Raw genomic sequence first — 15,623 nt, 5'->3', positions numbered from 1 at the left:
AATCATCCGGGGTGGCGCAAGCCACCCCTTAATTTTTCTGAACGCGAGTTTTCTGAACGCGCATGCTTTCTCCCGGGTGGGCTCGACGAATTGTTTCGATTTCGGCATTGAGCTGCGCCGCGGTTATTCTGCTCCCCGGAGCCTCCGCGCCTGGTCCTATCCGTTTCGAGTTAAAGACAATTCCATTCCGGCTGGAGAACGACGAAACGCCGGCTCGCAATGCCCCCGAGACCATGCCTGGCGGAGTCGCCGTCTTCGACTACAACGGCGACGGACGTCCCGACATTTTTTTCACCAACGGCGCCAGCATCTCCACGCTCAAGAAAGACTCGCCAAAATATCGCAACCGCCTCTTTCGCAATGATGGCAAGGGCCTATTCACTGATGTAACCGACGCCGCGGGCCTCGCGGGTTCCGGCTACGACATGGGTGTTGCGGCCGCCGACTATGATAACGACGGCCATCCAGATTTGTTCGTCGCCGGGCTGCACCACAGCACGCTCTACCACAATAACGGGGATGGCACTTTCACCGATGTGACCGTGAAAGCGGGACTGGAGGACAGCTTGAATCGTCCCGACCCGGAGTTCGGCGCGTACTGGGCGATCACGGCCGTCTGGGTCGACGTGAACAATGACGGCTGGCTCGATCTATTCGTCGTGAATTACATGCAGTGGAATTACTCCGACAAGCCGCTCTGCGCGATTGGCGGCATTGCCGACTACTGTAGTCCAAAATTCTACAAAGGGCAGCCCAACCAGCTATTTCTGAACAAAGGCGACGGCACCTTTCAGGATGTTTCGAAAGAATGGGGCCTTCGCGCTCATGTCGGCAAGGGAATGGGCGTCGGCATGGCGGATTACGACCTCGACGGCCGCCCCGATCTGTTCGTCACCAACGACGCGTCGTACAACTCGCTCTTCCGCAACATGGGAAACAAGTTCGAGGAAGTTGCTTTCGAGACCGGCGTTGCCCTTACCGAAGACGGAGCGTTCATCTCAGGCATGGGCCTGGATTTTCGCGACTTCAATAATGACGGCTATCCCGACATAGCATTCGTTGCGTTGAACAACCAGACGTTTCCGCTCTTCCAGAACACCGGCAAGGGCGACTTCCACGAAGTCACTACCCAGAGCGGAATGCGCGATCCCAGTCGGCAAATGTCCGGCTTCGGCGCGGCACTCTATGACTTCGACAACGACGGATGGAAAGATTTATTCGTAAGCCGCGGCCACGTCGAATCGCTGAACCAGCCCGGCCAGCCCGTCGATCAGCCGAACACTATTTTCCGCAATCTCGGCGCCAGTGGTAAATGGACATCCCTGACCGAAGAAGCCGGGTTCACGTCGGCTCCTCCCGCCCGCCATCGGGGCTGCGCCTTCGGCGACCTCAATGGCGACGGGCGAGTCGATGTCGTCGTCAGCGCGATTGGGAAGGATGCCGAAATCTGGATGAACCGCAGCGAAAAGTCCGGCCATTGGCTCGATATCAATTTGGAGGGAACCAAGAGCAACCGCGACGGCATTGGGGCACGCATTAAGATTGTGACCAAGGCTGGCGCACAATACAACCATATGACGACCAGCGTGGGCTACGCCTCATCGAGCGATGGACCGGTGCATTTCGGCCTTGGCCCCGAGAGTCGCGTGGACTTGGTTGAGATTCACTGGCCTTCAGGCATCATTCAGACTCTTCAAAATATCCCTGCTGACGAAGTGTTGAAAGTGGTCGAGTCCGCAAAGTAGCATTCGGCTTCGCGAAATTGAGGGTTAAACGTTCCACTTAATCGAGGACTCAGACTGCTATATCCTGTTAAACATGCGAGCCGTAATATTGTTTGTTGCTCTGTTTCCGACCATCGTCGCGGCGCAGGACGCGAATCCCGACCAGCTTCTCAGTCGTGCGATCGATGAGCAGCAGCGCGGCGATTTCTCCGCAGCGATCCGCGACTATCGAAAGGTAATCGAGCTGCAACCTAACGACGTTCAGGCCAAGGTGAATCTCGGCGCCGCACTGGTACACGTGGGCCAGTTCGACGAAGCGATTGCGATGTACCGCGCCTCCCTCACCTCGATCAAGGACAAGAATCCCGTCCTGCTGAACCTCGCTCTCGCCTATTACAAGAAAGGTGATTTCGAACACGCCCGCGAACAATTCGAAATCCTTCACGACTCCCAGCCCAATGAGGCGCGTGTCACGATTCTGTTAGGGGACAGCGATCTGCGAACCGGCAAGACGGAAGCCGCACTCACTCTTCTCGAACCTCTCGAAAGCAGGTATTCACAGAATATGGATTTTGAATATGTTCTTGCATCTGCGCTGATCGACACCAAAGGCCGGCGGCGCGAAGGAGTGGCACGTATGGAGAAAGTTGCCAAGGCAACTTCTGCCGCGGATTCCTACATGATCGCGGGGGCAACGCTGCTAGAGTTAAATGACTACGAACCGGCGCGCCAGGATCTTGAGGAAGCGCTTCGCCTGAAACCCTCACTCCCCGGACTATATACGCTCATTGGCACAGCCAGAGACAAGACCGGAGACGTGAAAGACGCCGAGGCTGCCTTTCGCGAGGCGCTTAAAACCAACCCCGACGATTTCGAGGCCAATCTTTATCTCGGAGCTATTCTTTACAAGCGCCGCGATATTGCTGAGGCCAAGGGCTACCTTGATCGCGCGCTACGGCTCAAGCCTATAGACTCGATGGCGCGCTACGAAGATGCGATGCTCAAGAGCACGGCGGGAGATTACGAAACCGCGGCGAAAGAATTGGAATTGCTGGTGAAAGACGATCCCAACTGGCTCGAGCCGCACGTCGAACTGGCAACTTTATACTATCGTCTGCATCGCCCCGATGACGGAGCCAAAGAGCGGCAGATTGTGGAGAGCATCACGGCAAAACAACAGGCTCAGGGCCCGGGAAAATAATTCTTCGAGATCACTGCGACGGGATTATTGGAAGGGATTACTGGGCGTCATTATTCAATCACGATCTGCTTTCCCGAGTATTGCACGGCCTTGTCTGCCTCGTCCGCAGCGTCGATCCCAACTCCATGGTTCTCGCCGACAAGAACCACGCGAAACGTCCGATTCTCGAGCATGCCGGGAAACCGTCCCTTGCGGTCGCCGATAGTTAAGGTGTGGGCCGCATCGTCCCAATGCAACGGAATCGTCGCGTACACGCCTTTTTCGTAACCGTAACCGTCGTTTTCATCTTCGTAGAGCGTGAAATCCCCGTTCGCGCCCCGATAAATGCGAAGCTCGATCGGGTCGGTGGCCTTCTGCGTTGACCATTCTTCGTCGGGACCGAGCGGGAGAATGGATCCTGCGCGGACGTACAGAGGCAGACGTCCGAGCGGCGCAATGGCCGCAATGGTTTGCCGTCCCTCAGTTGTCGATCCAGTCCAGAAGTCGTACCACTTCGCTTCTGGCAAATAAACTTGCCGCGTCGTCGCCGCCGGTTCGGTCACAGGATTCACCAGGAAGGCGGGGCCGAACATGAATTGATCGCCGACATTCTGGGCGCGGGGATCGGTGCGAAAGTCCATCACCAGCGGCCGCATTGGCGTGTAAGCTTCACTGGTCGTCTTCCATGCCAGAGAGTAAATGTAGGGCAGCATGCGATAGCGCAGACGGTCGAAGTTCACCAGAATGGTTTGCGCATCGGGTCCGTAGGACCACAATTCGTTCTCGTCGGGATTGCGCGTGCCGTGAACGCGGAGAATGGGATTGAACGTGCCATACTGAAACCAGCGGATGAACAACTCGCGGAATGCAGGATCGCTCGGACTGCCGAAAACAAATCCACCGATGTCAGTGGTCCAGTACGGAATTCCAGAAAGCGCAAAATTCAAACCCGCTGGAACCTGCCGCCGGAAACTGAGCCAGTCCGAATTGATGTCGCCTGACCAGGCGGTTACGCCATTTCGCTGCGATCCCGCGAACGCGGAACGTGACAGGATGAACACGCGCTTCTCATCCGACGCGCTGCGCTGTCCCTGATACACAGCCTGCGTGTCGAGCAATGGATAAGCATTGAGATAACGATTTCCGCTCCCCGCCGCGAGTTTGTGATTCAGTAAAATATTTTCTTCCTGGCCTTCGGTTTCCGGTTCGGTCGTATCCATCCACCAGGCATCGGCACCAATGCTGAATAAGCCCTTGTTCACTTCGTCCCAATAATACTTGCGGGCCTCCGGACTGGTAGCGTCATACACGGCCATCGCGTCGGTATGGTAGGGCGGCTTCGCGTATTTGAATTTGTCGACGAACCAGCCTTTGTTCTGCATGTAGTCGTAGTTCGCGGAGCCGGGCTCGAAAAATGGCCAGATCGAAATCATCAGATGAAAGTTTTCGCCGTGCAACTGATCCAGCATTGCCTTGGGATCGGGATAATTCTTATTAAATATGAACTCGCCCTTGCGATTCCACCAGAACCAATCCTGAACGATGTTGTCGACCGGAATGTGCAGTTTTCGATACTTGCGCGCCACGCCCAGGATTTCATCCTGCGACTTGTACCGATTCTTGCACTGCCAGAATCCGTAGGCCCACTTGCCAAACAGAGGAGCCTGCCCCGTGAGGTCGCGATAGCTGGCGATGATTTTGTCGAGGTCGGGACCATAGAGAAAGTAATAATCGATCACCTCGGCAACTTCGGAGCTGATGTAAAGGTAATTTGCGAAGCGATTATTGAAGCGGCTGCGCGCGGTGCTGTTCCAAAAAATTCCGTAGCCTTTGCTGGAGACCATCAGGGGCACGGAAATGTTGCTGTTCTCCTGTGAGATGTCAACAGACTCTCCTCGATAGTTCCAGACGCCGGCTTGGTGCTGGCCCAAGCCATAAAGCGCTTCGTGCGAGCCGTAGATGCTGATGAAGGATTCGGCGCGGTAGGTATCTTCGCCATTCACTTTTTCCGGAGTCAGGCTGCGGGACTGCTCCTGCACCAGCGCTCCTCCGTGAGCCTCAGCGTAATTGATGGCACCATCCTTGCGAGTGACCGTAATCTTCAACAGGGAAGTGGTCAGAGTGACGGCGTCGTCGGTTGATTGCATTGCCCAGTGGGTCGCCGGCCAACTTTCTTTGATCACGACGAAATCGGTGCGTTTTGGAAATGTGGCCGTGGCCGAGTAAAGCACCCGCACCACCGAATCCGAGCACACTTGTACTTTCAAGGTGCCAGTTCCCATGGTGAAGAGAACGCCGTCGGCCTCTTGTTGAACTTTCCGAACCGGATTCATCGCCGTCCATTGGGCGTGGGCTCTGGTAGCGAACAGCAGGCAAGAGAAAACGGCACTCAGGAATAAAACGGCAAACTTCGGGGACTGTCTCATGAGAAAACCGAGTCTCCAGTGTTCTAGAACAATTGCCCTATAGCTATGGGTTAACCACTTCGAGCGGAATGCTGCTAGTTTCTACCGAGCTGGGCCCGACCATCAGATCGAAGATGCCAGGCTCGACCACGCGATTCATGTTGACATCGATCAACGATAGGTCTTCAGGAGTCAGCGTGAAGTCCACGGTAACTTTCTGTCCCGGCGCCAGGCTAACACGTTTGAACCCGCGGAGTTCCATGACTGGGCGAGTCACGGATGCAACGCGCTGGTGGATATATAGCTGAGCGACTTCGTCTCCCGCACGATTCCCGGTGTTCGTAATGTCAACCGAGACCTTGGTTGAAGCGGCGGGGCGAATACTTGTCGGTTCCACCCGGACATTATCAAAGTGGAATTGCGTATAGCTAAGGCCGTACCCAAAAGCAAATAGAGGCTCGCGGCTGTTGAACAGGTAGCTGCGGTTGCGCGAGGGCTTGTGATTGTAGAAATCGGGAAGCTGGCCCACGGAGTGCGGAAAGCTGATCGGCAGTTTGCCTCCGGGATTCACGTCGCCAAATAAAACACCGGCCGCGGCGGTACCGCCCTCTTCGCCAAGATACCACCCTTCCAGAATCGCGGGAACATGCTCCTTGACGTAGTTGATCGACAATGGCCGCCCATTGATCAGGAGCACAACCGTTGGCTTGCCGGTTTCCACGATCGCTTGAATCAGGGCCTGCTGCGATGCCAGCAGATCGAGCGAATCGCGATCGCCCAGGTGCTGCTCAGACCAAGCCTCACGATTGGTGCTTTCATTTTCGCCCACCACGACAATGGCCACATCAGACTGCCTCGCGGCGGCGGCTGCGGCACGGATGCTCTCAATTTCGGCCTTCGGGTCGGGCAGAGTTACTTTGTTTTCGTACCACGCCGACCAGCCCTGCTTGCCGGTCGTGATCTTGCAGCCCTCCGCGTAGAGCACTTTGACATTGCTGCCCACCCGCTTGCGAATGCCATCAAGAATGCTGATCTGATTTCCCGGTCCCGGGTCGCGGCTGTAGCCGCCGAGGTGAACATCGGCCGCATTCGGCCCGATTACCGCGATTGTCTTCAGTTTCTTCAAATCGAGCGGCAGCAAATTGCCCTCGTTCTTCAACAGCACAATCGCTTTCTGCGCCACCTTCAGCGCTAATTCCTGATGCTCAGAGCTATTCGTAATTTTCTGGGCATAGTCGGGGTCGACGAAAGGATTTTCGAACAGACCGAGACGGAACTTCGCTTCCAGTACTCGCTGCACCGCCCGATCCACTTCAGCTTCGGACACCTTCCCATCGCGCACCTGATCGACGAGCGTGGCGTACACCGAGCCGTCCGACAGATCGAAGTCCACGCCGGCGGCAAGCGCCTTACGCGCCGCTTCGCCAAAATCAGCGGCTACGTGGTGCGTGTCAACCAGCATCTGCAGGCCGTTTCCGTCTGAAGTCACATACCCGCGGAAGCCCCACTCCTGGCGGAGTACGCGATCTAACAGCCAGTGATTGATGTGGTTCGGGATGCCATCGATTTCGTTGTACGACGCCATCGCGCTGCCCACGTGCGCTTCCTGTACGGCTGCGCGGAAGGGAACGAGAAATGTTTCTCGCAAATCGCGCTCAGAAAAATTAGCCGGAGCCGTATTGGTGCCGCTCTCTGGCTGGCCGTGGGCAGCAAAATGTTTCATCGTCGCCATCACGTGATGCCGGTCAATCACCCATGTAGCGCCTTGCAGACCGTTGATAGCCGCCACCGCCATGCGCGAAACTAGATATGGATCTTCGCCATAAGTTTCTTCAGTCCGCCCCCAACGCGGATCGCGCGCCAGATCGAGCACTGGAGAAAAAGCCTGATTCACTCCGGCGGAAGCCATCTCATCGGCAGCGGCGTTGAAGGCTTGTTGCACCAACCCCGGATCCCACGTGCTGGCCAGACCCAGCACCTGAGGAAAACTTGTGCTGCCATACGCCATGAATCCATGCAAGGCCTCGCCCTGAAAAATCCCGGGAATGCCGAGGCGTGTTTTCTCGACGAGATAATGCTGCGCCGCATTACGCGCAGCGGCAGCATCGTGCGGGCTCACCTGCGAATCTTCGCGATATATCTTGCCCATCGCCTCAAAGATTTGTTTTGCCTCGGGGCTTTCTGTGGCCCGTGCCCGCCGGCGCCCGCCCGCAAGTTGATCGACCTTTTCCTCGAGAGTCATGCGCTTCAGTAAGTCCGCGGCGCGTACTTCGGCGGGGAGATTCGGATTGCGATAAGCCGGCTGATTTTCCTGGGAGACACCGTACGGAAGAAGTAGAACGATAAAAACGAAGAAGATCAGATAAATTTCTACCCTGAAAGCGCGCCGGCGGTTTGGCATGGCGACCATGTTACAGAAAAAATCGTTTTTCTAAACATTTTTTCTGATCGTTGTCCGCGCCGCTCGCGCCGCCCGGAGGACCTTCATTCCATTCTTGAGCAATCTCAATACGATCCCGTAACCACCGCATCCTCGGGATAACCCGGCATGCCAAACTCGGGCACATCTAATCCCTCCTCTTCAGATTCAGGAGGCACACGCATGCTTTTCACTTTATTCACGACCCAGAAGACAACGAACGTGGCGCCGAAGGCCCAGATTGCGTAGATAGTCGCGCCCATGAGCTGACACCAGAACTGTCGCATGTCGCCGTGGATCAGGCCGGTTACGCCTTGACCCGCATGACCCAGATAGCTGGCGGCGCCGACGCCGTTCCAGCCCGATCCGTAGGTCCCGTCGGCGAAAATGCCCACGGAAACTGCTCCCAGCCATCCGCAGTATCCGTGCACGGAAACCGCTCCGCAGGGATCGTCGACCTTCAGAACACGCTCGTTGAAGAGCACTCCGCCACACACTAGAGAGCCCGCCAATACGCCGATAATGACCGACGATGTGGGAGAAACAAACGCGCAAGGAGCGGTGATCGCGACCAGGCCAGCAAGCATTCCGTTACACGCCATCGTGATATCGGGCTTGCCGAAAAGAAAATACCAGATCAGCATGGCCACCGCCGAGCCCGCGACCGCAGCCAGATTCGTGTTCACTGCGATCACGGAAATGCGAAAGTCGGTTGCTCCCAGCGTCGACCCCGGATTGAATCCCATCCAGCCGAACAGAAGAATGAACGTTCCTGTAACCACGTACACAATATTGTGAGCGGGGAAGACGCGAATTTTTCCTCCCGGACCAAACTTCCCCAGTCGCGGCCCCAGCACGATCGCGAGTGCCATGGCGCAGAAGCCGCCAACGGCGTGAACCACGCTCGACCCGGCAAAGTCGACATATCCGTGGCCGAGGTTCATGGTCGATCCCAGTTGCGACATCCAACCTCCGCCCCACGTCCAGCATCCGGAAATCGGATAGAGAATCGCGCCGATAAATAATTCGCAAAGCAGAAACGCCCAGAAACTGATGCGCTCGCAAATCGCTCCGACGATGATGTAGCCGGCGGTCTCCATGAACACGACTTCGAATAACGTCAGGCAATTGCTGGCGCTGTCATAGGCTGGACCTACGAGAAAAAAACCCTTTCCCCCGACGAATCCCCACTGCCCGCTGCCAATCAGGAAATGATTCAGCGTCGGTACGCCACCCAGATTCGTCGGCGCGGCGTTGATTGCGACCGCTCCAAACTGAAATGCGTATCCGACGGCGTAGTACGCCAGGAACGCAAAGACATAGGCGGCGAAGTTCAACATCATCAAATGGGAGGCATTCTTCTTACGCACCAGCCCGCAGGTGAGCAAAGCAAATCCGGCCTGCATGAATAGAACCAGATAACCCGTGTTCAGAGTCCACGCCATGTTAGTGGCGATGCGCACGTGGCCTACGCTATCGGCAAGTTTGAGAGCCAGCGGCTCCTTGGCGGCCTGGGCCTGGTACTCGTCGAATGCCTTTTTGTTCGGGATGTAATCGGGAGCCGTTTTATCGGTCGGCTCAACCACCACGAAGGGATTTCCGGCCGCATCGACGGCCGCAGTTCTATCTCCTGTGGCGGTGCCGGCAGGGTCGGGCTTGGGCTCATCGGCAAAACTGGGAGCAGAGAATCCGGCTAACATTCCGGCTACGAGAACGATCGCGGTGCTGGCCCAAGCCAGCCACCGGCGCAGAGAACGCCTCCCTGCTCGCTTTGTCATCTTTTTCAGTGCTCCTGTTCGTGAATCGTGCGCAATTTCGATTGGCATCCCGTAAGGATCAGCGGCGCGGACAACCCCCCGGTGCCGCGCCGACGAACCCACACGCGTTGCTAGCCAGAATCAATCCGCCGACGATAAATGTGCCTATCGATGCAGTCCAATACAAATTTCTTATGGCAACCATCAGAAAAGTCTGGACTGGTTTTCGGCAGACCGTGCCTGGTTGTCGAGTCTGGAAACCAAACTTCCGTAATCTGGTCTTCGGCCCCCGGGCGACTCGATAATTCTCTTTCCCCTTGGAGGTTCGCTATGAGGAAAGTCGGGATATTGCTCCTCGCGGTCTCAATGGCGACCGCGTGTAGCTCTGCTCCCAAATTCAGTCAAGCCGACGTCCAGAAGACCGAAGCCGACATCCGGGCCAAGCTGGAGCAAAAGGGATTCATAGTCGAGCAGGTCAGCATGATCAGGGATTCCGACAGACACATGTCGGGTTTTGCCAAGACGCAAGTGAAGCAGACGGGGCTATTGCATACCAAACTCGTTGAAGTGAACAAAAACTGCACAGCTACAATGGACGAGAGCACTAACCAGTTCATCTGGGAATGCAAGTAGGAATGGAGATTGCTATGAGGACTATCTTGATCGCGTTTCTGTTGGCTGGAACAACGTTTCTCAACGGCCAGTCCCCTACCGTCAAGCCCGCTTCCGCTAAGCACGTCCACCGAATCTTTGTGGACAATCTTCACTTCCCAAGCAATCCGGACTGGGACGGGTTCGTCCGCGCAAAATTGATAAGTTCATTGGTTCAGGATTGTGGTTCCAATTGCGCTGTTTTAGAGGAAAACGGTGACACTGGCGAGGACACCGCGGATAGCGTCCTGACCGGAACTATTCTGGTCCAATCGCCCGACGAACGCCACGTTCGTGTTCAAGGAGCTATGCGGCTCGTAGACAGAGATGGCACAGTGATATGGGCCGCTACGGTCTACAGCAGTCCATTCGCTCGGAGTGCGTCATCCAGCTTCGCGGACAACATCGCGAAGAAACTGTCAGCATTCTTGGCTCAGGGCAAGTAAGAAATCCGGCGCACGGGCCGGTTCGCTGAGCCGTGCACCGAAGCCTCCCCTTCTACATTGCCCCGCACGATTCCTTCAGGTGGCCTGGGCATCTATCTCATGGGCAGTGAACTCCACGGATGGTTTTACGTTCCCTGAAACTGCCTTCCAGCAAGGCTTTTGGGGCATTCTGGGCCTGCCCACTTTCCCCAAAAAGCAGGTACAGCAACCGGCAAAATTCATATAGAATGCTGGGGCCCCACTTCGCAGGAAGCGCCATGGACACCACGGGATCTCTTAAAAAACTAGCCGGTCGCTACGAAGTCAGGCAGATCCTCGGCCAGGGCGGCATGGGCCTGGTCTATCGCGCCTACGATACCGTTGTGCGCCGCGAAGTTGCCGTCAAGACGATCCTCGACATTCCCGATCCCGCATCTCTTCAACTGTTCTACAAAGAGTGCGACGTCCTCGCCTCAATGAGCCACCCCAACATCGTGGAAATTTTCGATATTGGGGAATTCGAAGAAGAAGGAAAAAAGAAGCCTTACTTCGTCATGCCGCTCTTGCCGGGCACGACACTCGATCATTTTGTGCGCAAGTCGAGCCATCACCTTACCGTCGAACGCACGGTCGAAATTATTTCCCAGACCTGCCGCGGACTACAGGCCGCGCATGAACGCGGGCTGGTGCATCGCGACCTGAAGCCCAGCAACATCTTTGTGATGGAAGACGACTCGGTCAAGATTATCGATTTCGGGGTGGCGCACATGGCCGATGCGCACACCACGCGGGCGCAAAAAGGAACTCTGCTCTACATGTCTCCCGAACAGATTCAGTTGAAGCCTCTGTCGGCGCAATCTGACATTTTCTCCTTGGGCGTGGTTTGTTATGAGGCCCTGACCGGACGCCATCCGTTCCAACGCACCCGCGCCGACGAAGTGGTCGAAGCCATTCTGAACCAGATACCGCCTCCAGCGTCTGAAGTGAACTCGGCCATCACCACGTCGGTGAGTCGGGTTGTCCACAAAGCGATGGCGAAGCAAGCTTGGCACCGCTTCGCCAGCGCGCGAGAATTTGGCGACACTCTGAGCAAGGCGCTGCGCAACGAACCCATCGAGATTTTCGATGCGGAACGCACCCGGCCGCGGCTGCTGCGCGCCACTAAGGCGTTGGCTGAGGGCGACCTGCAATTTGCCGGCGAGATTCTCGGCGAGGTCGAAGCCGAAGGCCACATGGACGCCGAGATCCAGTCGCTGCGCCGGCAGCTCGACAACGCCGTCCGCCGCAAGTCGCTGGCGCAGTTGCTGGAGCAGGCACGCGCTCGCTATGAGGAGGACGAAGATCCGCTGGCTTTGCAGAAATTGCAGGAAGCTCTGCAAATCGAGCCCGACAACGCCACCGCGCTGGCGTTGAAGAGCAAAATCGAAAACCGCCGCAGCGAGAATCAGATCGAAAACTGGTATCGCCTGGCGAAGCAGCACATCGACAATCATGCTTATCCGCACGCGCGCGAGGCGCTCCAGAACGTGCTGCAACTCCGGCCCAGAGAGGTTCGCGCCTTGCAGTTGCTGGCCGAAGTCGACCGGCAGGAGCTGGAATACAAAAAGCTCCGCCAGGATAAAGAACAGGTCCACAAAGCGGCCATGGACGCGTGGCAGAAAGGCGACGTTAGCAGCGCCTTAGCCAAGTTGGGCGTGGTGCTCGAACTCGACCGCAAAGCTCCCGACTCCGTTAATCGCGAAAGCGGCGCCCGCTACCAGAGCTTTTACAACGAAGTGCGGTCTGAACATGATGCCATGAACACCGCCTACGCGGAAGCGCGCAAGCAACTGGCGGATCACAACTTCGCAAAGGCGATTGTCACTTGCCAAACGTACCTATCGAAATATCCGACTAATGCGATTTTTCAGGCCCTCCGCTACGACATTGAAGAGCAGCAGCGGCAAAATCTCTCGTCGCTGATTGCGCAAATCGACCGCCAGGTAGAGGCCGAGCCCGATCTCGACAAGCGCGTCAGCATCCTGCGCGAAGCGCTGGATCAGCATCCGGGGGAATCGCACTTCGAGCGCGCTTTGCGCCTGGTGCAGGACAAGCGCGACCTGGTAAATTCCATCGTCGCACGCGCTCACTTGCACGAAGAGCAAGCCGCCTTCGGCGATGCCCTCAATGATTGGGAGATTCTGCGAACCATCTACAGTCAATATCCCGGATTGAAGTTCGAGGTGGAGCGGCTGCAGAAGCGCCGGGATCAGCAAGCCCGCATCGAGTCAAGAACCCAGCTCATCGAGCAAATCGACTCCTGCCTGCACTCCAGCGACTATGCCCGCGCCTTCGACTTACTACACTCCGCGGCCCAAGAATTCCCCAACGACGAAGAATTGCAGGAGCTGGAAAAGCACGCGCAGAAGGGAATCGAGCGCAAGACGGAATCCCAGCGCCTGATGTCGGAAGGGCAGGACCTGTGGGCGCAAGAAAAGCCTGCCGAGGGGATTCGGTTGCTTCGCCAGGCCTACGAACTGGACGAGAACAACCCTTTGGCGCGCGCGGTTCTCGCCAACACTTTGATCGAACAGGCGCAATCTCTGGTCGAACGCGACTGGCATGAGGCGGAGAAGATCGCCAAAGAGGCTTTCGAGCTCAATCCGGCGCACCCCATGGCCAAGACCCTCCGCACGCTCATTCTCGATCAGAAGCGCGAGAGCTTCGTCGGAGAAGCCGTTTCTCAAGCCCGCAAACTGCAAACCTCGGGCGACTTGGAATCTGCGTTGTCACGAGTTGAGGATGCGCTATCGTCCTACCCGCGGGAGATGCGGCTCATTCAGATTCGCGACGCGGTGCAGCGCGATCTCCAAACCCAGCGCCGGCAGTCGCGCCGTCGCGATCTCGAAGAATTACGTCGACTGGACAGCGAAGCCGATTCCGCCAGCGATCCCGACACCAAGCAAACTCTGGGATCGAAAGCGCGAGCTCTAGCCGACAAATATCTTGAGGACGAAGAAGTTTTATCCAGCGCGAATGTTCTTCTGCAAAAGCTGAATCTGCCGGCGGTTGGCAGAACGGGATCGTCCGGAAAGGGAATCGCCCCAGACGTGACGTCCGCTGCAACCCTGAGTTTCGCGGGAACCGCAACCATCGACGCTCCACCGCCCACGCCACCCTCGCCGCCGCTTTCGCAAGCACCCCGAGAGCTCCCCACACAACCGGCAGCCGCGCTCGCGCCCCCGAGGCGGCTCGCCACAGCCGCGTTCAGTCTAGGCCCGCGCGACGCAAAGGTTCTGGCTGCCGCCGGTTCATTCGTCGTGCTGTTGGGCGCCATCTGGTTTTTTCTGCCGAGGCATAAGAAATTCGTAGAGCCATTGCCCGAACCCGTCGCCGTGCAACCCGCTGCAATCGTCGCGCAGCCTCAACTCGAACTGCCCAGCATGCGCTTGTCCTCCGATACGGCCAGCGGCGAAATTACGTTCGACGATCAACCGCCGGCTGACTTGCAGGATGCACAATGGTCGCTCGACAAAATTCCTTCCGGCGATCACACTCTCAAGTTCGATAGCGCGTCAGGCGCTTTCGGGCTTGCACTTACCTCGACGGCCGGCGCCCTGCCTGTGGTCAAAACACCGTTGACCGCGAAAGGAATTCTCGCCGTAGTTGTGAGCAGCATGGGCGATCGGGTTCATGTGTATTCGAGCGATGACAGGGCGAAATTCGCGCTCGACGGCCAACCCCCAGTCGATCTCACCGCCGAGGGCATTGACCTTTCGTCAGTTACGCCGGGCTCGCATGACTTGACCTTGAACCTGGGCGGCGAACAATACAAGCTATCGATCGAAGTGGCCGCCGCACCGGCACTGAACCTGTTTGTCGAATCCGGACAGAACGTCGGCACGCTCGTCGTCGTTACAGGACAAGACAAAGCACACGTATTCCTCAACGGGAAAGAGTTTCCTCAACTGACCGACGGAGGCCAGCTTCGGATCGCGAACCTTGAGCCCAAAGAATATGTCGTGCGGGTCGCGAAGGGCGGCTATCAGGATGCGCCCGATCAAAAGATCCGGATTCGCAAAGGCCAGCATGGCAGGCTGGTCTTCGGTCTTCTTCCGATTCCACATATGGCATCGCTCAATATTCAGGGCGCACCGCCTGGCGCATCGGTTCTCATCGATCAGATGAGTGCGGGAACCGTGCAGCCCGATGGCACTCTGACACTGTCGTCGATCGCTCCCGGCGATCACGTGATCGAGCTGCGTAAAGACCGTTTCAAGCCGCGACAAGTCAAAAAGCATTTCGTCGTAGGGACGCCGGTAATTTTGTCCGCGGCCGATACAACTCTTGACGCTGCGCCCGCCGAATTGAGAATCGCATTTTCTCCCGCCGATGCTCAAGTCACACTGGTCAAAGGTGGAGATGCGCCCGTCAAAGTCAACAGCGGGACTCCGCTCAGTCTGCCCACCGGCACCTATACATTGACTGCCCGCACCGCCGATAATTTCGTCCGTAATTCCACGCTCGAGGTCCTCGCAGGACAATCGCGGACAATCGAACTGCCACTGGCCCCCAGCGGAATGTCTAGGTGGGACGACCCTTCGGGTTGGAAGCAGGAAAACGATGCGTTCGTTCGCAAGGGCGGCGACTACATCCTTTACGGCGTTACTCCCACCAGCGGAACCTTCGTCTTTTCCGCCATGCTCACGAAAGGACATCGCCTGCAATGGGTCGTGAACTACACGGACCCGAACAACTACGATTTGTTTCAGATGGACGACAATAATTTCTACCGCACCGACATCCGTAACGGCCAGAAGACGAGCGATGCCAAGATTCCTCACAAAGGAGGAAAAAAGAGTTTTCGCACCTTGCAGATTCATGTATCGCCAACCGAGATTGTCCACCAGATCAAGCAAGGCAACGCATGGTTCGTGCTCGACCGCTGGACGCTGCCCGGAACTAATCTCTCTTCAGGTCGGTTCGGCTTCTACGTTCCCGGTAGCGATCAGATTTCAATCGCCAGTTTCAGTCATTACCTCGATCTGAATTTCCACTAAAGATTCCGCTGAGCCTTCGACCC

Annotated in this window: 7 protein-coding genes; 4 read left to right on the top strand and 3 right to left on the bottom strand. The window is 56.9% G+C overall.

Annotated features, from left to right (window positions below):
* The first annotated feature begins 62 nt into the window (after positions 1-62).
* Both VGM18_16650 and VGM18_16645 read left to right on the top strand, forming a co-directional pair.
* A complete protein-coding gene (locus VGM18_16650) occupies positions 63-1,745 on the top strand; it encodes a CRTAC1 family protein (GenBank protein HEY3974637.1) in 1,683 nt (560 codons plus the stop codon).
* Between the two features lie 73 nt (positions 1,746-1,818).
* Positions 1,819-2,925, top strand: a complete 1,107-nt coding sequence (locus tag VGM18_16645) for a tetratricopeptide repeat protein (protein ID HEY3974636.1) — start codon at positions 1,819-1,821, stop codon at positions 2,923-2,925.
* 50 nt (positions 2,926-2,975) lie between these two features.
* Here VGM18_16645 and VGM18_16640 read toward each other — a convergent pair whose 3' ends face one another.
* The 3 genes from VGM18_16640 to VGM18_16630 all read right to left on the bottom strand — a co-directional run bounded on the left by VGM18_16640 (position 2,976) and on the right by VGM18_16630 (position 9,506).
* On the bottom strand, positions 2,976-5,330 hold the full coding sequence (locus VGM18_16640) for a glycoside hydrolase family 31 protein (protein ID HEY3974635.1): 2,355 nt from the start codon (positions 5,328-5,330) through the stop codon (positions 2,976-2,978).
* A 43-nt stretch (positions 5,331-5,373) separates the two neighbouring features.
* Positions 5,374-7,710: a glycoside hydrolase family 3 N-terminal domain-containing protein gene (locus VGM18_16635; protein HEY3974634.1), complete on the bottom strand. Its 2,337-nt coding sequence runs from the start codon at positions 7,708-7,710 to the stop codon at positions 5,374-5,376.
* A 104-nt stretch (positions 7,711-7,814) separates the two neighbouring features.
* Positions 7,815-9,506, bottom strand: a complete 1,692-nt coding sequence (locus VGM18_16630; protein HEY3974633.1) for an ammonium transporter — start codon at positions 9,504-9,506, stop codon at positions 7,815-7,817.
* A 309-nt stretch (positions 9,507-9,815) separates the two neighbouring features.
* On the opposite strand from VGM18_16630, the gene VGM18_16625 reads away from it, so the two are divergent.
* Entirely contained in the window at positions 9,816-10,118 is a 303-nt protein-coding gene (locus tag VGM18_16625; GenBank protein HEY3974632.1) for a hypothetical protein, read from the top strand.
* Between the two features lie 721 nt (positions 10,119-10,839).
* Positions 10,840-15,600, top strand: a complete 4,761-nt coding sequence (locus VGM18_16620) for a protein kinase (protein ID HEY3974631.1) — start codon at positions 10,840-10,842, stop codon at positions 15,598-15,600.
* The last annotated feature ends 23 nt before the right edge of the window (positions 15,601-15,623 follow it).

It is taken from the genome of Candidatus Sulfotelmatobacter sp. (genome assembly GCA_036500765.1).
Lineage (GTDB): Bacteria > Acidobacteriota > Terriglobia > Terriglobales > Acidobacteriaceae > Sulfotelmatobacter.
This window is presented reverse-complemented; position numbering and strand designations above follow the sequence as displayed.

Excerpts from the sequence above, each read along its gene's own strand:
- VGM18_16630 (HEY3974633.1), bottom strand. The coding sequence starts at position 9,506 with ATGACAAAGCGAGCAGGGAGGCGTTCTCTGCGCCGGTGGCTGGCTTGG.
- VGM18_16625 (HEY3974632.1), top strand. The coding sequence starts at position 9,816 with ATGAGGAAAGTCGGGATATTGCTCCTCGCGGTCTCAATGGCGACCGCG.
- VGM18_16620 (HEY3974631.1), top strand. The coding sequence starts at position 10,840 with ATGGACACCACGGGATCTCTTAAAAAACTAGCCGGTCGCTACGAAGTC.
- VGM18_16645 (HEY3974636.1), top strand. The coding sequence starts at position 1,819 with ATGCGAGCCGTAATATTGTTTGTTGCTCTGTTTCCGACCATCGTCGCG.
- VGM18_16635 (HEY3974634.1), bottom strand. The coding sequence starts at position 7,710 with ATGCCAAACCGCCGGCGCGCTTTCAGGGTAGAAATTTATCTGATCTTC.
- VGM18_16650 (HEY3974637.1), top strand. The coding sequence starts at position 63 with ATGCTTTCTCCCGGGTGGGCTCGACGAATTGTTTCGATTTCGGCATTG.
- VGM18_16640 (HEY3974635.1), bottom strand. The coding sequence starts at position 5,330 with ATGAGACAGTCCCCGAAGTTTGCCGTTTTATTCCTGAGTGCCGTTTTC.